General features: G+C 60.6%; 21 protein-coding genes and 2 tRNA genes. 8 read left to right on the top strand and 15 right to left on the bottom strand.

Going from position 1 to position 19,835, the window contains the following annotated elements; all coding sequences use genetic code 11:
• From BUA36_RS18475 to cysS, 8 genes are all read right to left on the bottom strand, one after another.
• Positions 1 to 263, bottom strand: a 263-nt coding sequence (locus tag BUA36_RS18475) for a helix-turn-helix domain-containing protein (RefSeq protein ID WP_072786766.1), incomplete at its 3' end; no start/stop codon positions are given.
• A 99-nt stretch (positions 264 to 362) separates the two neighbouring features.
• A tRNA-Ser gene (locus BUA36_RS18470) sits at positions 363 to 455 on the bottom strand.
• Between the two features lie 154 nt (positions 456 to 609).
• Positions 610 to 702 (bottom strand) — tRNA-Ser (locus tag BUA36_RS18465).
• A gap of 112 nt (positions 703 to 814) precedes the next feature.
• Complete coding sequence (locus BUA36_RS18460) at positions 815 to 2,062, bottom strand: aspartate kinase (protein ID WP_072786765.1); 1,248 nt, start codon at positions 2,060 to 2,062, stop codon at positions 815 to 817.
• A gap of 143 nt (positions 2,063 to 2,205) precedes the next feature.
• Positions 2,206 to 3,648 carry a tRNA lysidine(34) synthetase TilS gene (gene tilS / locus BUA36_RS18455; protein ID WP_072786764.1) on the bottom strand — a complete coding sequence of 481 codons (1,443 nt, stop codon included), beginning with the start codon at positions 3,646 to 3,648 and terminating at the stop codon, positions 2,206 to 2,208.
• A 52-nt stretch (positions 3,649 to 3,700) separates the two neighbouring features.
• Positions 3,701 to 4,675: an acetyl-CoA carboxylase carboxyltransferase subunit alpha gene (locus tag BUA36_RS18450; RefSeq protein ID WP_072786763.1), complete on the bottom strand. Its 975-nt coding sequence runs from the start codon at positions 4,673 to 4,675 to the stop codon at positions 3,701 to 3,703.
• 85 nt (positions 4,676 to 4,760) lie between these two features.
• Complete coding sequence (locus BUA36_RS18445) at positions 4,761 to 5,408, bottom strand: DNA-3-methyladenine glycosylase family protein (protein WP_072786762.1); 648 nt, start codon at positions 5,406 to 5,408, stop codon at positions 4,761 to 4,763.
• Between the two features lie 2 nt (positions 5,409 to 5,410).
• Positions 5,411 to 6,799, bottom strand: a complete 1,389-nt coding sequence (cysS, locus tag BUA36_RS18440) for a cysteine--tRNA ligase (protein WP_072786761.1) — start codon at positions 6,797 to 6,799, stop codon at positions 5,411 to 5,413.
• Between the two features lie 225 nt (positions 6,800 to 7,024).
• Here cysS and BUA36_RS18435 point away from each other — a divergent pair, with 225 nt between their 5' ends.
• From BUA36_RS18435 to BUA36_RS18420, 4 genes are read left to right on the top strand one after another with little or no spacing between them, the layout of a single operon-like run.
• A complete protein-coding gene (locus BUA36_RS18435) occupies positions 7,025 to 7,639 on the top strand; it encodes a peptidylprolyl isomerase (RefSeq protein ID WP_072786760.1) in 615 nt (204 codons plus the stop codon).
• 43 nt (positions 7,640 to 7,682) lie between these two features.
• The gene (locus tag BUA36_RS18430; protein WP_072786759.1) at positions 7,683 to 8,177 is read left to right on the top strand and encodes a peptidylprolyl isomerase; all 495 of its coding nucleotides are present in this window, start codon (positions 7,683 to 7,685) and stop codon (positions 8,175 to 8,177) included.
• Between the two features lie 5 nt (positions 8,178 to 8,182).
• Positions 8,183 to 8,938 carry a UDP-2,3-diacylglucosamine diphosphatase gene (locus BUA36_RS18425; RefSeq protein WP_072786758.1) on the top strand — a complete coding sequence of 252 codons (756 nt, stop codon included), beginning with the start codon at positions 8,183 to 8,185 and terminating at the stop codon, positions 8,936 to 8,938.
• Entirely contained in the window at positions 8,935 to 9,702 is a 768-nt protein-coding gene (locus tag BUA36_RS18420; protein ID WP_072786757.1) for a substrate-binding periplasmic protein, read from the top strand. The genes BUA36_RS18425 and BUA36_RS18420 overlap by 4 nt, the downstream gene beginning before the upstream one ends.
• Here the strand turns inward: BUA36_RS18420 and BUA36_RS18415 are convergent, their stop codons facing one another.
• The 3 genes from BUA36_RS18415 to BUA36_RS18405 all read right to left on the bottom strand — a co-directional run bounded on the left by BUA36_RS18415 (position 9,703) and on the right by BUA36_RS18405 (position 11,809).
• The gene (locus tag BUA36_RS18415) at positions 9,703 to 10,455 is read right to left on the bottom strand and encodes a hypothetical protein (protein WP_072786756.1); all 753 of its coding nucleotides are present in this window, start codon (positions 10,453 to 10,455) and stop codon (positions 9,703 to 9,705) included.
• Between the two features lie 56 nt (positions 10,456 to 10,511).
• Entirely contained in the window at positions 10,512 to 11,021 is a 510-nt protein-coding gene (locus tag BUA36_RS18410; RefSeq protein ID WP_072786755.1) for a DUF6622 family protein, read from the bottom strand.
• Positions 11,022 to 11,245: 224 nt separating this feature from the next.
• Positions 11,246 to 11,809, bottom strand: coding sequence for a DUF1439 domain-containing protein (locus tag BUA36_RS18405; protein ID WP_072786754.1), 564 nt, complete (start codon positions 11,807 to 11,809; stop codon positions 11,246 to 11,248).
• Between the two features lie 37 nt (positions 11,810 to 11,846).
• Between BUA36_RS18405 and BUA36_RS18400 the strand changes: the two genes are divergently transcribed.
• The 4 genes from BUA36_RS18400 (at position 11,847) to BUA36_RS18385 (ending at position 14,799) form a co-directional block, all read left to right on the top strand.
• Complete coding sequence (locus BUA36_RS18400) at positions 11,847 to 12,557, top strand: DUF72 domain-containing protein (protein WP_072786753.1); 711 nt, start codon at positions 11,847 to 11,849, stop codon at positions 12,555 to 12,557.
• Positions 12,558 to 12,641: 84 nt separating this feature from the next.
• The gene (locus BUA36_RS18395) at positions 12,642 to 13,001 is read left to right on the top strand and encodes a GntR family transcriptional regulator (RefSeq protein ID WP_072786752.1); all 360 of its coding nucleotides are present in this window, start codon (positions 12,642 to 12,644) and stop codon (positions 12,999 to 13,001) included.
• A complete protein-coding gene (locus tag BUA36_RS18390; protein WP_072786751.1) occupies positions 12,998 to 13,855 on the top strand; it encodes an ABC transporter ATP-binding protein in 858 nt (285 codons plus the stop codon). Before BUA36_RS18395 ends, BUA36_RS18390 begins: the two co-directional genes overlap by 4 nt.
• The gene (locus tag BUA36_RS18385) at positions 13,852 to 14,799 is read left to right on the top strand and encodes a hypothetical protein (protein WP_072786750.1); all 948 of its coding nucleotides are present in this window, start codon (positions 13,852 to 13,854) and stop codon (positions 14,797 to 14,799) included. The genes BUA36_RS18390 and BUA36_RS18385 overlap by 4 nt, the downstream gene beginning before the upstream one ends.
• A gap of 37 nt (positions 14,800 to 14,836) precedes the next feature.
• On the opposite strand, the gene BUA36_RS18380 is transcribed toward BUA36_RS18385, so the two are convergent.
• The 4 genes from BUA36_RS18380 to rnr all read right to left on the bottom strand — a co-directional run bounded on the left by BUA36_RS18380 (position 14,837) and on the right by rnr (position 19,610).
• A complete protein-coding gene (locus tag BUA36_RS18380; protein ID WP_072786749.1) occupies positions 14,837 to 15,511 on the bottom strand; it encodes a YceH family protein in 675 nt (224 codons plus the stop codon).
• A gap of 11 nt (positions 15,512 to 15,522) precedes the next feature.
• Complete coding sequence (gene cysE / locus BUA36_RS18375) at positions 15,523 to 16,257, bottom strand: serine O-acetyltransferase (protein ID WP_072786748.1); 735 nt, start codon at positions 16,255 to 16,257, stop codon at positions 15,523 to 15,525.
• Between the two features lie 146 nt (positions 16,258 to 16,403).
• Positions 16,404 to 17,150, bottom strand: coding sequence for a 23S rRNA (guanosine(2251)-2'-O)-methyltransferase RlmB (rlmB, locus tag BUA36_RS18370; RefSeq protein WP_072786747.1), 747 nt, complete (start codon positions 17,148 to 17,150; stop codon positions 16,404 to 16,406).
• Entirely contained in the window at positions 17,151 to 19,610 is a 2,460-nt protein-coding gene (gene rnr / locus BUA36_RS18365) for a ribonuclease R (RefSeq protein ID WP_072786746.1), read from the bottom strand.
• Positions 19,611 to 19,835: the final 225 nt, after the last annotated feature.

Genomic DNA, 19,835 nt, shown 5'->3' with positions numbered 1-19,835 from the left:
TCAAGTTGCTTGATTCGCTGTTCCGGAGTCATGGAGGTAGCACCGATCTCGGCTGGTTGATGACGGGCCAAAGCCATCGCCAGCGTACTCCAATCCTGCCGGCCAAGCTTGCGCAGCCATACTAGCACCGTCGAGCGGCCTTGGATGCCGTACAGACGCTGGGCCTGCTTGTACGTCATTTCGCCTTTTTCCACTGCATCGACTACCCCCTGCTTAAAAGCCAGGCTGTAATCGCTCTGCGTCCTCTTTTGTCTAGTTCCCATCTCGCTCTCCTAAGAAAAGGCGGGAAGTGACAACTTAAACCAGGACGGGTCAATTGACTAAAAAAAAGCCGCTCGATGGAGCGGCTTTTTCGTTTGTTCTGGCGGAGACGGTGGGATTCGAACCCACGATACAGGTATAAGCCGTATGCATCCTTAGCAGGGATGTGCCTTCGGCCACTCGGCCACGTCTCCTAGTCGATTGCTCAACTATGTCGTTTCTACAAGGATAGAAGCGACGTCCGTTATAGTATAGATCAGAGTTCGTTTGGTCAAGGGATGTGTCTCGGTGACGTTCGGTCCAGACAAACAAAAAAGCCTCCCGCAGGGGAGGCTTTTTTGTTTGTTCTGGCGGAGACGGTGGGATTCGAACCCACGATACAGGTTTTGCCCGTATGCTTCCTTAGCAGGGAAGTGCCTTCGGCCACTCGGCCACGTCTCCTAGTCGATTGCTCAACTATGTCTGTCTATCAAACTGCTCTAGAGCAGACGACCGCCATAGTATAGACCGTGATCCATTTGGTCAAGGCAACTTGGCGATTATTTCGAAAAATTTATGCCTTTTCCAGTTCGAACGCTTTGTGCAGCGCGCGCACGGCCAGCTCCATGTATTTCTCGTCGATCAGCACGGAAATTTTGATTTCCGAGGTGGAGATCATCATGATGTTGATGCCCTCTTCCGACAGCGTACGGAACATCTGCGAAGCCACGCCCACGTGCGAACGCATGCCTACGCCCACTACCGAGATTTTCGATACTTTGGCGTCGCCAGTGACGCTCGCCGCACCCAGCGCTTCCTTGGTGCTGTTCAGCACATCCACCGCGCGCTGGTAGTCGTTGCGCGAGACGGTGAAGGTGAAGTCGGTTTTACCATCGACCGACTGGTTCTGGATAATCATGTCGACTTCGATGTTGGCATCGGCCACCGGTCCCAGGATGTGATAAGCCACGCCTGGACGGTCTGGCACGCCCAGCACGGTGATTTTGGCTTCATCGCGGTTGAACGCGATACCGGAGATGACTGCTTGTTCCATGTGTGTATCTTCCTCAAACGAGATCAGGGTGCCGGAGTTGGCTTCTTCTTCGATGTCCAGCATCGGGTCGGTCAGCGAAGACAGGACGCGGGTCGGCACGCGGTAGTTACCGGCGAATTCGACCGAACGGGTCTGCAGCACTTTCGAGCCCAGCGATGCCAGTTCCAGCATTTCTTCAAAGGTGATGGCTTTCAGGCGGCGCGCTTCCGATACCACGCGCGGATCGGTCGTATAGACGCCGTCTACGTCGGTGAAAATCAGGCATTCGTCGGCCTTCATGGCGGCGGCAATTGCCACCGCCGAGGTGTCCGAACCGCCGCGGCCCAGCGTGGCGATATTGCCGTCGTCGTCCACGCCCTGGAAGCCAGTGATGATGACGATTTTGCCTTCGTCCAGATCGCGATTGACCTTTTCGTTGTCGATCGACTGGATACGGGCTTTGGTGAATGCGGAATCGGTTTTAATCGCGACTTGCCAGCCGGCGTAGGAAATCGCCTTCTTGCCGATAGCTTGCAGCGCCATCGACAGCAGGCCGACGGAGACTTGTTCGCCGGTCGACGCCACCATGTCCAGCTCGCGTGGATCTGGTTGGGCCTGAACTTCCTTGGCCAGGGCGATCAGGCGGTTGGTCTCGCCCGACATTGCCGACGGAACCACCACGATGCGGTGCCCGGCGTCATGCCACTTGGCGACACGCCGCGCGACGTTCTTGATACGGTCCGTCGAACCCATCGACGTACCGCCGTATTTGTGCACGATTAAAGCCATAACAGTGAGTTTTCCGCTCAAATAAAGGTAAATGGAACCCTTAACTCTACATGCCGCACTGCAAAATAACAAGTCAAAAAGCTCATAAACTCATACCGAATAGACATATCTACATACAAAATTCGGCAGATACAGCCTGATGTCTAGACAGCTTGCCAACGCAGCGCGATGCGCTCCGCTCCGCTGCTGACGTTATGGCAATCCATGCCGATGCCGGCCGCGAACAGCAAGTGGCCTGGTGTCTTGACCACAGGCAGACGGCCACGTTCCCACGCCGGGATATTCAACGCCTGATAGTGGTATTTGAGCGGGCGCGTGGAACGGTTCGGCGCCGGCTTGAGGCGCTCGCCGCCACGGCGGAATTCGATCACGAGTTTTTGCGCACGCAGCCAGCCGGCATCCAGCCCTTCGTCGGATGGCTCAAAATACAACACGCCGCCATAGGCTGGGAAGGCGATTTCGCTTTCGCCGTTCCAGCTGAAGCCGGTGCCGGGCTTGTCGTCGAACTGGTCTTCGCGCATCCCTGCCAGGTCGTCCAGCTTGGGCGTCAGGTGCAGGCGGTCGCGGTAGCGGCGCACGTGGCATTCCGGATGCGTGACCAGCAGTTGCGCATCGTACTTGGCTTCCAGCAGCTGGGTCAGCATTTCCGACAGCCAGGCGGTGCTTGGCATGCTCAGGCCGCGCGTGGCGAACCAGTGACGCAGCAGATTGTAGGCACGATCTTCGCTCAGGGCGCGCAGTTTGCTGATGTCGAGGCAATCCTCAGCCAGCGTGGCGGCCAGGTCCTGTTCGGCCAGCTCGGCCAGCAGGCGGGTGGCCGATTGCGCGTGCTGGGCGCTGCGGGCGAAGCGCTCCTGGAAGCCGGGGAAGTGTTGTTCCAGCGCCGGCATGACTTTGTGGCGCAGCGCGTTGCGCGCGTAGCGTGGATCGTCGTTGGACTCGTCATGGATGTGCTGCACACCGCGCTCAGCGACATAGGCTTCCAGCTGCTTGCGCGAGGCTTGCAGCAACGGGCGGGCCATGACGAGCTGGTCGTTTTGCAGCAGGCTGGCGGCCGTATTGGCGGCATCCATGCCGGACAGGCCGGCCGGGCCGGAGCCCCGCAGCAGTTGCAGCAGGACGGTTTCGGCCTGGTCGTCGAGATGGTGGGCGGTTAGCAGCAAGGTCACGTCGTGGTCCCTGCACAGCGCGCCGAGCGCGGCGTAGCGGGCTTTGCGCGCGGCGGCTTCGGTGCCGGATTTTTTCTGGTCTTGCAGCTGGATGCGGCGGGCTTCAAAGCTGACGCCAAGCGCGGCGCATTCTTTTTCGCAATGGGCCAGCCAGGTGTCGGCGTTCGGGCTGAGGCCGTGGTGGATGTGGAAGGCGTGCAGCGTGAGGCCGTTGGCCTGGGCGTAGGCGTGGGCCAGGTGCAGCAGTGCCGACGAGTCCAGGCCGCCACTCAGTGCGACGGCAATGTGCGACGCGGACGCGGACGCGGCGCCCTGCCCTGCGCCGGCGGCAGCAACGGCGTGTTCAAAGGTGGACGTGAGGGTGGGCTTTTGCTGCTTCAAGGTACGGCTCCAAAATGCAAACCGGGAGCAGCGCATGCGCGGGCTCCCGGCGGGTGTGTATGGATTCCCGCTTGCGCGGGAATCCCATTTACTCTTGTGGCGTGGTTTCTTTGAACTTGCCGTAGCTCATCAGCTTCTCGTGACGGGCTTCCAGCAGGTCTTTGGTTTTCATGCCGTGGAACTGACGCAGCGAGTCGGCCAGCGCGCGTTTCAGCAGCGTCGCCATCTGTTTCGGATCGCGGTGCGCGCCGCCCAGCGGTTCGCTGACGATCTTGTCGATCAGGCCAATCGCTTTCAGACGATGCGCCGTCAGGCCCAGTGCTTCCGCTGCATCCGCAGCACGTTCCGAGGTCTTCCACAGAATCGATGCGCAGCCTTCCGGCGAAATCACCGAGTAAGTCGCGTATTGCAGCATGATGACCTGGTCAGCCACGGCAATCGCCAGCGCGCCGCCCGAACCGCCTTCGCCAATAATGGTGGCGATCAGCGGCACTTTCAGTTCCGCCATCACATACAGGTTGTGGCCGATCGCTTCCGACTGGCCGCGCTCTTCCGCGTCGATGCCCGGGAACGCGCCCGGCGTATCCACAAACGTGAACACCGGAATGCCAAACTTCTCGGCCAGCTTCATCAGGCGCATGGCTTTGCGGTAGCCTTCCGGCTTCGGCATGCCGAAGTTGCGCATGGCGCGCTCTTTGGTGTCGCGGCCTTTCTGGTGGCCGATCACCATGCACGCCTGGCCATTGAAACGGGCCAGGCCGCCCACCACCGACAGGTCATCCGCATAGGTGCGGTCGCCGTGCAGTTCGTGGAAGTCGGTAAAGATTTCGTTCACGTAGTCCATGGTGTATGGACGTTGTGGGTGACGCGCAATCTGCGAAACCTGCCATGGCGTCAGCTTGGCGTAAATGTCTTTGGTCAGTTGCTGGCTTTTTTTGGCCAGACGGTCGATCTCCTCAGAGATATCGACTGCCGAATCGTCCTGGACGAAGCGCAATTCTTCGATCTTGCCGTCGAGTTCAGCAATCGGTTGCTCAAAATTGAGGAAAGTCGTTTTGGTCATTGTACCTCCGTGTTTATTCTCAGCTGAGGGGGCTGGCGCCTTTTGTAAAGGCGCGCAAAAGTCCCTCGCACAGCGATTAGAGTATCTATTCTACAGCAACCGGATCCAGACTACGCCATAAATACCAGGTCGCTACCGTTCGGTAAGGCTCCCAGTTGGCGGAAACTTCGCGCGCATCGCTGCGCGAGACCGGTTCGCCCGAGAAATAATTCTGGCTGATGCCCTGGATTAAACCGGGGTCGTCGAGCGGTAAAACGTTGGGACGCAGCAGATTAAATATCAAAAACATCTCGGCTGTCCAGCGGCCGATGCCGCGGATCTGCACCAGCTCGGCAATCACCGCTTCATCATCCATCTGGTCCCACTGGGCCGTGTGGACGCGCTTGTTCTTGAAGTGATCGGCCAGGTCGAGAATGTACTCGGTCTTGCGCTTGGACAGGCCGCACGCCGACAGCTGCTCGGCGCCCGCCTTGATGATCTGGGCTGGCGTGCATTTCGGGCTGATGTCCAGCAGCTTCTTCCAGGCCACGTCGGCAACCTTGGCGGTCACCTGCTGGCCGACAACCGAACGCGCCAAGGTGGTAAACGGATCGTGATGGCCGCGCAGGTGCAGGTCGCCAAACTGCGGGATGAGCTTGTTCATGATGCGGTCCCGCTTCATGAGCTCAAGCTTGGCTTCCTCCCAGTATGGCGGCACGCCGCCGACGGCCTCGTTATCCTTGGCAATGACCATAGTTATGCGCGGCGCCAGTTGGTGGTGCCGTCAGGCTTGTCTTCGAGGATGATGCCTTGTGCCAGCAGGTCGGCGCGGATCTTGTCGGACTCGGCGAAGTTGCGGGCTTTCTTGGCTTCCGCGCGCTGCACGATGGCAGCGTCGATGGCGGCATCGTCACCGCCCTCGCCGCCCACGGCCGCCTGGCGGAATTGCTGCGGCGTGCGCTCCAGCAGGCCAATCACGCCGGCCAGTGCTTTCAGCTGGCGCGCGGCAACCGGCGATTTCGATTTGTTGACTTCCGTCGCCAGCTCGAACAGCGCGGCCACCGCCAGCGGCGTATTGAAGTCGTCGTCCATCGCCTCAGCAAAGCGGGCGGCGTTTTCTTCTTTCCAGTCCAGCGGCTGGCCGTCGCCTTCCACGCCATCCAGCGCGGTGTACAGGCGGGTCAGTGCGCCGCGGGCGTCGTCCAGGTGCGCGTCCGAGTAGTTCAGCGGGCTGCGGTAGTGGGCGCGCAGGATGAAGAAGCGCACCACTTCGGCGTCATACTTTTTCAGCACGTCGCGGATGGTGAAGAAATTGCCCAGCGATTTGGACATCTTCTCGTTATCCACGCGCACAAAGCCGTTGTGCACCCAGTAGTTGACCATCTGATGGCCGAACGCGCCTTCCGACTGGGCGATTTCGTTTTCGTGGTGCGGGAACTGCAGGTCCGCGCCGCCGCCATGGATGTCGAAGTGTTCGCCGAGCAGCGCCGAGCACATGGCCGAGCACTCGATGTGCCAGCCCGGACGGCCCTTGCCCCATTTGGAATCCCACTTCACTTCTTCCGGTTCGGATTTCTTGGATGCCTTCCACAGCACGAAGTCGAGCGGATCGCGCTTGCCGGTGTTGACGTCCACGCGCTCGCCGGCGCGCAGGTCGTCCAGCGACTTGCCCGACAATTTGCCATAGCCTTCAAAATTGCGCACCGCGTAATTGACGTCGCCGTCCTCGCCCTTGTAGGCCAGATCCCTGGCTTCCAGCTTTTCGATCAGCGCCAGCATTTGCGGCACATATTCGGTAGCGCGCGGCACCAGCGTCGGCGGCAGGATGCCCAGCGCGGTGGTGTCTTCGTCCATGTATCGGGTAAAACGCGTGGTCAGCTGCGAGATGGTCTCGCCATTTTCCACCGCGCGCTTGATGATCTTGTCGTCGATGTCCGTGATGTTGCGCGCGTAGGTGACGTCATAGCCTGACGCCAGCAGCCAGCGGTACATCACGTCGAACGCCATCATCATGCGTGCATGGCCGATGTGGCAGTAGTCGTAAATGGTCATGCCGCATACATACATGCGGACTTTGCCCGGTTCGATAGGTACGAATGTCTGCTTGTCACGCGCCAGCGTGTTGTAAATCTTTAAATTGCTCATCGGACTCTTGCGTTTTACTGGGGCGCCATAGGCAATACGATGACCTGGCGCGTCATCCAAGACGGCTGCGCACCTGCGTTCATCGTTAGCCTGGGGAACCCCGGGGAATGTTCTTGTTTCTACGTTCTAAGGGGTAGAATGGAACAAGTATAGCATTGATAAAAACAGCATAGGCCTCATCTGCAAGCGGATTTTGCCTATCTAACACTAACCAGAGGAAGCTCGATGCACCAAAAACTGATGACCGTCTTCGCTGGTCTGGCCCTGTCCGGCGCTGTGCTGGCCGCGCCGCCAGCCGCCAAAACCACTGAGAATACGCCAACGCCGCAGGTGGAACTGAAAACCACCATGGGCGACATCGTGGTGGAGCTGGACCGCGAGAAGGCGCCCAAGTCGGTCGACAATTTTCTGGGCTATGTGAAGTCCGGCTTCTACAAGGGCACGATTTTCCACCGCGTCATTGACGGTTTCATGATCCAGGGCGGCGGCTACGATGAAAAACTCAAGAGCAAGCCGACCAGCAAGCCAGTGCCGATCGAGTCCAAAAATGGCCTGAGCAACGCCAAATACTCGCTGGCCATGGCACGCATGGGCGATCCCAACTCGGCCACCTCGCAGTGGTTCATCAATGTCGAAGACAATACGCCGCTGGATTATCCAGGTCCGGATGGCTCCGGCGGCTACACCGTGTTCGGCAAAGTGGTCAAAGGCTACGAGGTCGTGGACAAGATCAAGGGCGTGCTGGTGGACGACAAAGGCATCTTCCAGAACATCCCTGTCATCCCGATCACCGTGAAGTCGGCGACGATTTTGAAGACAGCGATCCCGCCAAAACAGTAAAATAGCGGCCTTGCCGTATTTTTTAACCATTCAGGATAACAAAATGACCAAAGTAATCATCAAAACCAACCTGGGCACCATGACCGCAGAACTGGATGCAGAAAAAGCACCTAAATCGGTCGCCAACTTCCTGGCTTACATGGAAGCCGGTCATTACAACAACACCATCTTCCACCGCGTGATCGATGGTTTCATGATCCAGGGCGGCGGTTTCGAGCCAGGCATGAAGCAAAAGCCAGCTGACACCACCGTGGAAAACGAAGCCAAGAACGGCCTCAAGAACGACACCTACACCCTGGCCATGGCGCGTACCTCGGCACCGCACTCGGCGTCGGCCCAGTTCTTCATCAACGTCAAAAACAACTCCTTCCTGGACTACCCAGGCCAGGACGGCTGGGGCTATGCCGTGTTCGGCAAAGTGGTTGACGGCACCGACGTTGTGGACGCCATCAAAAAAGTCAAAACCACCCGCAGCGGCATGTTTGCTGACGTGCCGTCGGAAGACGTCATCATCGAAAGCATCGAACTGGCTGCTTGATTGATATGAGTGAGGTCTGCGCGCTGTTCATCTCCGATCTGCATTTGCAGCCTGCGCATCCCGCGACCAGTGCGGCGTTTTTCGACTTTCTGGAGCGGCATGCGCGGCACGCGCAGCAACTGTATCTGCTTGGCGACCTGTTCGAGTACTGGGCCGGCGATGACGACATCGACGATCCATACCACGCGCAGGTCGTGGCGGCGCTGCGCGCCGTCAGCGATGCCGGCGTGGCGGTCTACTGGATCGCCGGCAACCGCGATTTCCTGGTCGGCGCCCGGTTTGCCGAAGCGGCCAATCTGACGCTGCTGCCGGAAACCTGGGTCGCAGATATCGGCGGCCAGCGCGTGGTCGTACTGCACGGCGACGCCCAGTGCACGCAAGACACTAAATACATGGAATTCCGCGCCATGGTGCGGCAACCCGCATGGCAGGCGCAATTCACCGCCATGCCGCTGGCGCAGCGCAAGGCCATCATCGCCGGCCTGCGCGCCGACAGCCGCAAGGAGCAAAGCGGCAAATCTTACGAAATCATGGACGTGACGCCGCAGGCGATTCTGGACGTGTTCGAACAAACCGGCACCGACGTCATGATCCACGGTCACACGCACCGCCCCGCCCTGCACCACATCGACGGCAAGCGCCGCTACGTGCTGCCGGACTGGGAACCGGATGCCACCCCGGCGCGCGGCGGCTGGATCGCCGTCGCGGCAGATGGGGTGATCACGCGCCACGATCTGACTGGCGCGGTCATCGCCTCATGAAGCCGGCGCTGCCGCTTGCAGGCTTGTGCGCCGCGTTCGCGTGCGCGGCAGCCTGGCCGGCAACGCCGCAAATCACCGTCGCCTGGCGCGACAAACCGCCTTACCACTACATGGAGAACGGTGTCGCCAAAGGCTTCCTGCTGGAACGCGCACGCGAGGTATTCGCCGCAGCAGGCCTGCCGGCACGCTTCATCAACGAGCCGCAAAAGCGCATCTGGGCCAATTTCCAGCATGGCAGCACCAACTACTGCTCGATCAGCTGGTACCGCCTGCCCGAACGCGAAGCCCTCGCCCAGTACAGCAATCCATTTCATGAAGACCTGCCGCACACCGTGCTGATCGCGCCCGGCATGGTCGAACGCGTACAGGCGCACGCCACGCTGGAAGCGCTGCTGACCGATCCTACGCTGACGCTGGGGGTGATTGAAGGCGTGTCTTACGGCCCGGTGCTGGACCAGATGATCCGGTCCGGCAAGAACAAGCTAATGAGCCGCACCGTGGAAACCACGCAGATGATGCGTATGCTGACGGTGGGCCGCGCGTCCTATATGTTCGTTGACCGCGAGGACTGGGAGTTTTTCCGGCAGAAGGAGCCGTCGGCGCAAAAACTGGTGCGCTACGACCTGCCGAATATGCCGGTCGGCATGCGGCGGCATGTGGTGTGCAGCCGCGACGTGCCGCAGGAAACCATGAACAAGCTGAATCAGGCGATTGCTGCAACCGGCGGCATGCTCAACCCCGGTCACAGCAAGCCCGGGAAATAATCAGCGGCTGATGGTGGCCATTGCCGCGTTCAAGCGGCGCACCAGCGGCTGGTTCAGATCCCGCGTGTGGCGCGCCCAGCGGTCCATGGTGTGCTTCAACTCCGCGTACAGCTGATGGGCCTTGTCGGCATCACCCTGGCCTGCCGCCCAGATCGCACACTCCGCCTGCACCTCAAAGCTGTTGTAATGACTCAGCGCATAGTCAAACTCGGCACCAGCCTCATCATGACGGCCGGCAGCGGCATAGGCTTGCGCCAGCAACAGCGACACCTGTCCCGCACGGAATTTGGCATCGCTGCCGCGGATGGTTTGCAGGTGGGCGACCGCCGCAGCCGCACGGCCACTGGCCAGCGTGGCCTGGGCGGCGCCGAAGCGGATTTCCAGGTCACCCGAGAACGGGCCATTTAAACAGGCTTCATACGTCGAAGCCGCCTCTTCCGCATTCCCCGCTGCCAGCAAGGCGGCGGCCAGACGCATCTGGTTTTGCGCGGTCGGCGTGAAATCGTAAGCCTGGCGCGCCTCGCGCAGATCGCGGCCCGGATCCAGGGTCTTGGCGGCCACCGTAACCGCCTTGCGGGCGCCGTGCTGCAATTTCGAATTTGGCAGGTAGATCGCGAAGAAATACACAATGCTGCCCAACCCTGGGAATAAGAACAAAATCATCACCCAGTACAACTGCTGCCCGCTACGGATCGCATGGATGGCAAAGAAGATCGCCACCAGCACATGCAACCCGACACCGAAAATATACATAAGCCGCCTCTACAATTTTAAACAATGTTGTAGATTGTAGAAGTTCTGGCGCTGCATCACAAGGCGACGACAGGCGCAGGCTGACGCAGGTAGGCGGCGGCATAGCGTGCCAGGCGGCCGATGAACACACCGTTGAACAGGCCGTACAAGGTCGTCACGACCAGCGTGCCGGCAACGCTGTGGATGATCTCGGGGTGCATCACCGACATCACGCCCACGGTGTACTTGGTCACGAAGATGGCGACCATCAGCATCAGTGGCGCCCAGCTGCCGCGCTGCATCACCGTACCGGCAGCGCGGTTGACGCTGACTTCGCCTTTGCTCATGCTCCACACCAGCAGCATCGCCACACCGGCGCCGGCGGCCCAGGCAGCCCACACCGCGTCGCCCAGTACACCGTGGCTGTTAATGCTGGTCAGTGTCAGGCCCAGCATCACGCACGGGATAATCGCCAGTTTTTGCAGCGTGATTTCACGGTCCTGGCTGGCCAGATAACCGCGGTACAGCAAGAAGGCCAGCAGGGCCCATACATAGGTTGGGGTGTGGGAAATAATTTGCTGAATCATGATGGGCTCCGTTTCAAGTGACGTTATTGGGGTGCGATGTAGCCACTTTGCGCTTTTCCAGCGCCGTCCGGATTGCCATGCGACGAAATGCGCCAACCCGGCGCGAAATGCAGCCAGCTGGCGTGAAATAAATCCGGGGTCAGTTCTTGCAATCCAACACGGGCTCTACCGTAGCGCCTGCTACGGTAGAGCCCGTGTTGGATTGCAAGAACTGACCCCGGATTTTATTGCGGCTTCTGGGGCTCCAGTTTTGCCACCAGACCGCCCGGGCGGGTGTCGATGCCTGTCAGGACGAACTGTACGCCGGCGTAACGCAGCTCTTCCGGACGGAAGGTGTGGACTGGCACGTCGCGGATGACCTGGTCGCTGAGCAGGTTGGCCACGCTGGACAGCTGGTTCTGCTTGCCCTCATCCAGGTTGTCCATGACGAAGCGGTCGACGTGGGCATCGGCGATATAAATGGCGTTGCGCGCGCTGTCCACGCGCAAGCGGCCCGATACCAGCATGCTGCCATGCCACGATTGGCGTGCCATCAGCGGCGTCACGCCGAGGTCGATACTCAGCGCCACGCGGTCGCTCTCCGGCATGATGGTCAGCTGCGGGTGGCTCAGCTCGACCTCTAACACGCCCAGCGCGCGGTGATGCATGGGGAATTTGCGCTCCAGGCTGGCTTGCATGCGCTCTTGCGGCAGGTCCACCTGGCGCGGGCCGATCAGGCTGGCGCAGGCGGCAATTGCCATGGCAATCAATAGCGGCGCGGCAAATTTGGCATAGCGTTTAAGATTCATCGTCACTTCCTTCAAAAATTCGGAACACGCGCATTATATGACCCTGACGAGATTGGGCTGTGCCGGTTGGAGCATCAACCGCGAAGCCGCTGCCAGTTTCCCGGCCCACGGTAGCCACCTGGAGCGCTATGCGCGCGTTTTCAATGCCGTCGAAATCAATTCCTCGTTCTACCGCCCGCATCAGGCCAAGACCTACGAACGCTGGGCCGACAGCGTGCCGGATGACTTCCGTTTTGCCGTCAAGCTGCCACGCAGCATCACGCATGACGCCCGGCTCAACGACATTGATGCGCTGCTCGGCCGCTTTGCCGGCGAGGCAGGCACGCTCGGCGCCAAGCTCGGCTGCATACTGGTACAACTGCCACCAAGCCTGACACTGGACGCAGCAGCGGCCCAGCATCTGTTCGAACGGCTGCACATCCATTTCAACTGCATGCTGGCCTGCGAAGCCCGCCACGCCACCTGGTTCAGCGACGCCGCCACTGCCCTGCTGCAACAGCACCGCATCACGCGCGTGATTGCCGATCCGCCCGCAGGCCAGGCCGGCCCGCACGTGCCCACCACGGAACAAGCCTATGTCCGCCTGCACGGCAGCCCCAAGATCTACTATTCCGCGTATGACGAGGCCTATTTGCAGCAGGTGGCGCAATGGCTGGCGGCCCGCGACTGCTGGTGCATCTTCGATAACACTGCCGCCGGCGCCGCCATCCATAACACGCTGGCGCTACAAACTATGCAACAGCGCTAAACACAAATCGCTTGTCTTTTTGATTTCTAGTGTTATAGTTCACTACAACACCACTTCATTAACACACGTAAGGGGTAACTATGTATGTGGAATGACAACGCGCCGATTTATCGGCAGCTTAAAGACAAGGTCATCGGCATGGTGCTGGACGGCCTGCTCAAGCCTGGCGACGCCCTGCCCTCGGTCCGGCAGATCGCCGCAGATTATCAACTCAACCCGATCACGGTCTCCCGCGCCTATCAGGAGCTGGTGGATGAAACGCTGGTTGAAAAACGGAGGGGAATAGGTATGTATGTTACTGATGGCGCCCGCGACAAACTGCTGGCCACCGAACGCGAACGCTTTCTGCGCGAAGACTGGCCAGCCATGCTGGAACGCATCCGCCGCCTGGGTCTGGACCTGGAAGCGCTGCTCAAGCCGGCGGCGCCCGGAGGTGCGGCATGAGCGCCATCATTACCGCCTCCAGCCTGAGCAAGCGATACGGCAAGCATACAGCGTTGGATGGCACCAGCTTTACGGTCGACGCGGGCCGCATTGTCGGCCTGATCGGTCCTAACGGCTCCGGCAAGACCACCACGCTCAAGGCCATCCTCGGCCTGACGCCGTTCGAGGGCCAGCTGTCGGTGCTGGGCATGGACCCGCGCACCCAGCGCGAAGCCCTCATGAACGAGGTCTGCTTCATCGCCGACGTCGCCATCCTGCCCAAGTGGCTCAAGGTCAGGGACGCCATCGATTTCGTGGAGGGCGTGCATCCGCGCTTCGATCGCAGCAAGGCGGAAAAGTACATTGCCAATACCAAGCTCAAGCCGGACATGAAAGTCAAAGCCATGTCCAAGGGCATGGTGGTGCAGCTGCATCTGGCGCTGGTGATGGCGATTGACGCCAAGCTGCTGGTGCTGGACGAACCGACGCTGGGTCTGGACATTCTGTACCGCAAGCAGTTCTACCAGAACCTGCTGGAAGACTACTTCGACGAGAACAAGACCATCCTCATCACCACCCACCAGATCGAAGAGGTCGAGCACATCCTCACCGACCTGATGTTCATTGAGAACGGCAAGATCTCGCTGGCCGCGTCGATGGACGAAGTGGGCGAACGCTTTACCGAAGTGATGGTGGAGCCGGAGTTCCTGGCCGCCGCCAACGCGCTGCAGCCGATGAGCCAACGCACCGTGTTTGGCAAGGCGGTCATGCTGTTTGACGGCGTGGCCCGTCAGCAGCTGTCGAATTTTGGCGAACTGCGCACGCCCAGTGTGGCGGACCTGTTTGTCGCGACCATGAAAGGAAGCTACGCATGAAAACCATGAAATGGCTGATCAAGCGCGAGATGTGGGAAAACAAGGGCATGCTGCTGTGGACCCCGGTGGTGATCGCCTGCATTATCGCCACGCTGGTGTTCATTTCCCTGTTCTTCGGCAAAATGAGCGGTTTCCAGTTTGACGGCCACAACGTGGCCAGCGTCACCATCGAAGGCGCGATGCGCGCCAGGATTGCGGAAACCATGGCGCAGGCCTATATCGGTGCGGGCATGCCGGTGCTGATGATACTGGGCCTGCTGGTGTTCTTCTACTGCCTGGGCGCGCTGCATGACGAGCGCCGCGATCGCAGCATGCTGTTCTGGAAGTCGCTGCCGGTGTCGGACCTGAGTACCGTGCTGTCCAAGCTGCTGCTGGCGGTGGTGGTGGCGCCGCTCATCACCATGGGCGTTGCGGTCGCACTGGGCCTGGTGACACTGCTGGCGGCCTGCTTCGTGCTGCTGGCGCACGGTACCAATCTGTTCGGCGCCATCCTGTCGACGCCTGACCTGTATCTGACGCCACTGCGCTTGCTTGGCCTGCTGCCGGTGTACATCCTGTGGGCATTGCCAACGGTCGGCTGGCTGCTCATGGTGTCGAGCATGGCGCGCTCCAAGGTCTTCCTGTGGGCCGTCGGCACGCCGGTGATCGGTTCGCTGCTGCTGGTCTGGGCAGAAAAGGCGCTCAGCTTCGGCATCGATGCGGTCTGGATCACCAGCCACATCACCACCCGCATCCTGCTCGGTGTAGTGCCAGGTTCCTGGCTGGCGTTCAGCAAAGACGTGGTGGCGATCGACCACGAGGTCAACAAGATGCCACTGCCAGACGCCATCTTTAACGCATCGTGGGCCACGCTGGGTACCGCCACGGTATGGATCGGTGCAGCTGCGGGTGTGGCAATGATTGCCGTCGCCGTGTGGATGCGCCGTCGCCGCGAAGAAGCATAAACCTGCCACGTCGTTCCCGCCCAAGCGGGAGCGACGGTTACTCGAATTGCTTGCGGAATTCGGCGAATTGGGCCGTGAGCTCTTCGACTTGGCTACGCAATTGCTGGACTTCCTGCTCCAGCGCACCAATGCGCGTGCCCTGCCCGCCACTCACTGAACCACCAAGGCTGGCCGCCGTTTCTTCGCGCGCCAGCGCTTCCTCACCGCCCAGCAGCTGGCCGTAGCGCGGCTCCTTGGTGCCGGGCGCCAGCGGCAGGCGCGACACCAGCGGCGGATACTTATCGATCAGGAACTGCAGCGCCAGCTCCACATCCCCCACCGATTTGAATTCATGCAGACGGCCCGTGCGCGTGCGGATTTCGCCGGCAGTCTGCAAGCCGCGCAGCATCAGCACAGACAGCACGGCCAGCTTGTCCTGCTCCAGCGACCATTTGATACGCATGCGGTGTTCGTACTTGGTCACGCGCGCGCCGGCCTGCGTGATGCCGTTCACGTACTTGTGCTGCATGAGACGCTGCAGCACCTCCGCTACCGTGTCTTCAGACAGCGACATCACCGGGTCGCGGCTGGACAGCTGATTGCAGCCATTCACCAGCGCGTTGAGCGACAGCGGGTAGTTATCCGGTGTCAGCGCTTCTTTTTCGGCCAGGACGGCCAGGACGCGGATTTCAAACGGGTCCAGTACTTCTGCGCCTTCGGGCGTCACTTCCATAGCCTGCTTCCTTATTCGACGAGCTTGTTCAATTGGACAGAATTGAATTTATCACACTCAGCTACGCTCTGACACTCCAACCCCGCCGCCTTCATGGTTGCTACCAGCCGTTCGATGCGTTCTTCCTGCTTGGCCGCGTTTTCGATCAGGCCACGCAGCGCCTTGGACAGCGGATCGTCGCCATTCGGCGTCACGCCATATGCCGCAAACGGATTGGGCGCCGCGCTGGCTTCCTTCTGCACGATGTGCGCGGGATTGCCGACCGCCGTCGCGCCGGGCGGCACCGGCTTGAGCAGCACTGCATTCGAGCCCACCTTGGCATACTCGCCCACCGTAAAGCCGCCCAGCACCTTGGCGCCAGCGCCGACAATCACGCCACGCGCCAGCGTCGGATGACGCTTGGCGCCCGTGTGCAGCGAGGTGCCGCCCAGCGTCACGCCCTGGTAGATGGTGCAATCGTCACCCACTTCAGCCGTCTCGCCGATCACCACGCCAAAGCCGTGGTCGATGAATACACGGCGGCCAATGGTGGCGCCGGGGTGGATCTCGATGCCGGTGATGATGCGGGCCAGGTAGGAAATAAAGCGCCCCAGCCATTTCATCCTGTGCGTCCAGCACCAGTGCGCCCAGCGGTGCATGACAATGGCTTGCAGTCCCGGATAGCAGGTCAATACTTCCCAGGCATTGCGGGCGGCAGGGTCGCGTTCAATGATGCTGTTGATGTCTTGGCGCAGGCGATGGAACATGGCGTATCCAGAATGACAACCGGTGCTTCATGTTAGCGTATCCGGTTGGGAGTTGCTGAACAGCGGCTGACTTCGGAGGGAGGGAGAACCGGCGGCCCTCGAAGTCGGCCGCCGGGTAGTGCGTATCGTTATCGCTGGAGGACTGCTTAACCTTCTCGCGCGATACGCTGGCGGCGGGCTTCGTACAGACAGACGCCCGAGGCGACGGAGACGTTCAGACTCTCGACCGAGCCGAACATCGGAATGCTGACCAGCATATCGCAGGTCTCGCGGGTCAGGCGGCGCATGCCCTCGCCTTCCGAACCCATGACCAGCGCGGTCGGGCCGGTGAAGTCGGCTTCGTACAGGCCTTTTTCGCCGTCGTCCGAAGTACCGATCAGCCAGATGTCACGCTCTTTCAGCTCGCGCAGGGTGCGCGCCAGATTGGTCACGGTGATGTAGGGCACGGTCTCGGCGGCACCGGACGCCACCTTGGCGGCCGTGGCGTTCAGGCCAACCGCGCGGTCCTTCGGCACGATCACTGCGTGCGCGCCAACGCCGTCGGCCACACGCAGGCAGGCGCCCAGATTGTGCGGATCGGTGATGCCGTCGAGGACCAGCAGCAGCGGCGGGCCATCGATCGCATCCAGCAGCTCGTCCAGATTGCGCGCCAGCGCCAGCTGCGAGGCAAACGCGATCACGCCCTGGTGGCGGCGGGTGCCGACGATCTTGTCCAGGCGCGCCGAATCCACCGGCATCACGCGCACACCAGCGGCCTTGGCGTTGGCAACCAGGTCCTTCATGCGGCGGTCATCGCGCGTGGCGTCGACGAAAATTTCTTCCACCGACGACGCCTCGTGACGCAGACGCGAGGTCACCGCGTGGAAACCGAAAATCATTTTATTCTTGCTCATTTATCGCTTCTTCTTACTTTTAGTGGCAGCTTTGGCTGCTCTGGGTTTGGCTGCGGGGGCAGCCTTGGGCTTGCGGGATGCTGCCTTCGGCTGGGCTGCGGCCGCTGGGGCAGCAGCCGGCTTGCGGGCTGGTTTGCCTGGCTTGGCGGCCGGAATGGCCGGGCCAGGCTTGATGTTGGTCTTGCTGTCACGTGCGGGCTTGCGGGCGGCCCCACCGGCTGGCGCCTCGACCGCATCGGCGCCGGCCAGACGCAGGTCGATCTTGCGTGACTCCAGATCCACGCGCACCACTTGCACGGCAACGCGGTCGGTCAGCTGGAACTTCTTGCCGGTGCGCTCGCCCCTGAGTTCGTGGCGGGCGTCGTCATACTGGAAGTAATCCTGGCCTAGATCGGTCACGTGCACCAGGCCTTCAACGAACAGCTGGTCGAGCTGCACGAAGATGCCAAACGTGGTCACGCCGGTGATGATGCCGGTGTATTCCTCGCCCAGCTTGTCCTGCATGAAGTAGCACTTGAGCCAGTTCTCGACGTCGCGCGAGGCTTCGTCGGCGCGACGCTCGTTGGCCGAGCAGTGCACGCCCAGCGCATCCCACACGGTCAGGTCTGCGGCTTTTTTCTCTTTGCCCTCGGCCTTGTCCTTGGCTTGCTGCTTGCGGGTCGCGTTCGAGACGTTGGTGTTCAGCACACTGGTGCTGGCAATCTTCGGCTCGTACTTTTTACCCAGCAGGATAGCCTTGATGGCGCGGTGCGTGAGCAAGTCCGGATAGCGGCGGATCGGGCTGGTGAAGTGGGCATACGCCTCATACGCCAGGCCGAAGTGACCGATGTTATCGGGCGAGTAGACCGCCTGCTGCATCGAGCGCAGCAGCATGGTCTGCAGCAGCGATGCATCCGGACGTTCCTTGATCTCGCGCATCAGCGCAGCATAGTCCGCTGCAGCTGGCTTGTCGCCGCCATTCAGAGACAGGCCGACCTGCTTGAGGAAGGTGCGTACCTGCTTGAGCTTTTCAGCCGTCGGCGTAGCGTGAATGCGGTAGGTGCCAGGATGCTTGTGGCGGATCAGCAGATCCGCTGCGCACACGTTGGCAGTCAGCATGCACTCTTCGATGAGGCGGTGCGCATCGTTGCGGGTGCGCGGAATGATCTTCTCGATCTTGCCGCTCGGGTTGCAGACGATATAGGTTTCGGTGGTTTCGAAATCGATCGCGCCGCGTTCAGCACGCGCTTTGAGCAGCGCCTGGAACACGTCGTACAGATTGGTCAGATGCGGCACCAGGCCTGGACGGCGCGCAGCCTCCGGACCCTTGGTGTTGCCGAGGATGTCCGCCACTTCGGTGTAGGTCAACCGCGCGGCCGAGTGAATCACGGCCGGGTAGAACTGGTAAGCCTTGATCTCGCCTTTGGCCGTGACCACGGCATCGCACACCAGCGTCAGACGGTCCACCGCCGGGTTCAGCGAGCACAGGCCGTTGGACAGTTTCTCCGGCAGCATGGGAATCACGCGGCGCGGGAAGTAGACCGAGGTGCTGCGCTCCAGCGCATCGCCATCCAGTGCGTCGTTCGGCTTGACGTAGTGGCTGACGTCGGCAATCGCGACGATCAGGCGGTAGCCGTTGGCACGGCCGATCTTGATCGGTTCGCAGTAGACCGCATCGTCAAAGTCGCGCGCGTCTTCGCCGTCGATGGTTACCAGCGGTACGTCGCGCAGGTCGACACGCTCGCCCCAGTCGCTTTCGCGCACATGGTCCGGCAGCTTGTTGGCTTGGCGCAGTGCGCCATCCGAGAAGATATGCGGCACGCCGAACTTGCGCACGGCAATTTCGATTTCCATGCCAGGGTCGTCCAGCGAACCGAGTACTTCGACGATCTTGCCGACCGGCTGCTTGAAGCGCATCGGTTGCTCGGTCAGTTCAACGCTGACGATCTGGCCGGTCTTGGCCTTGCCAATCGCACCTTCAACCAGAATATCCTGCGCGATGCGCTGGTCTTCCGGCGACACGATCCAGGCGCCGTTTTCGTTGAGCAGGCGGCCGATGATATGGGTATTGGCACGCTGCGTCACTTCAACAATCGTGCCTTCCGGGCGGCCGCGGCGATCCACGCCGACAATCTTGGCCAGCACACGGTCGCCGTGCAGCACTTTCTGCATTTCCTTTTCAGGCAGGAACAGGTCTTCGCCCGGCTCATCCGGGATCACAAAGCCGAAGCCATCACGGTGGCTGCTGACGCGGCCCGCAATAAAGCCGGTCTGCGTGGCCAGCGTGTAATGGCCAGTGTCGTCGACCATGATCTGGCCGTCACGCTGCATGGCGTTCAGACGGCGCGACAGGACTGCCTGGGCGTCGGTGGCGACTTTCAGCGATTTCGACAGCGCGCGCAGGTCCAACGGACCTTTGGCACTGCGGAAGATGCCGAGAATTTCCTCCCGGCTAGGAATGGTATGTGTAGATTGGTTCAAAAGTTTTTTCTTGTTTTTACAGTTAGCATATATATGGCATCGCGACAGGCGTAGTGTACTTGGAAACGCCTTGATTGACTAATGCACGCCGCGTAGCGGATTTTTGAAAAAAATTAATGGGAGGCATTTGACATCGCCATGAATTCCTCTATAATCCTGGTCTCTCGCAGCGAAAGCAGCGGGAACTGTTAGACAGGGTTGATGTGCAGTAAGGAATCTAAAAAG

Origin of the sequence: Duganella sacchari (assembly GCF_900143065.1) — a bacterium.
GTDB lineage: Bacteria > Pseudomonadota > Gammaproteobacteria > Burkholderiales > Burkholderiaceae_D > Rugamonas > Rugamonas sacchari.
This window is presented reverse-complemented; position numbering and strand designations above follow the sequence as displayed.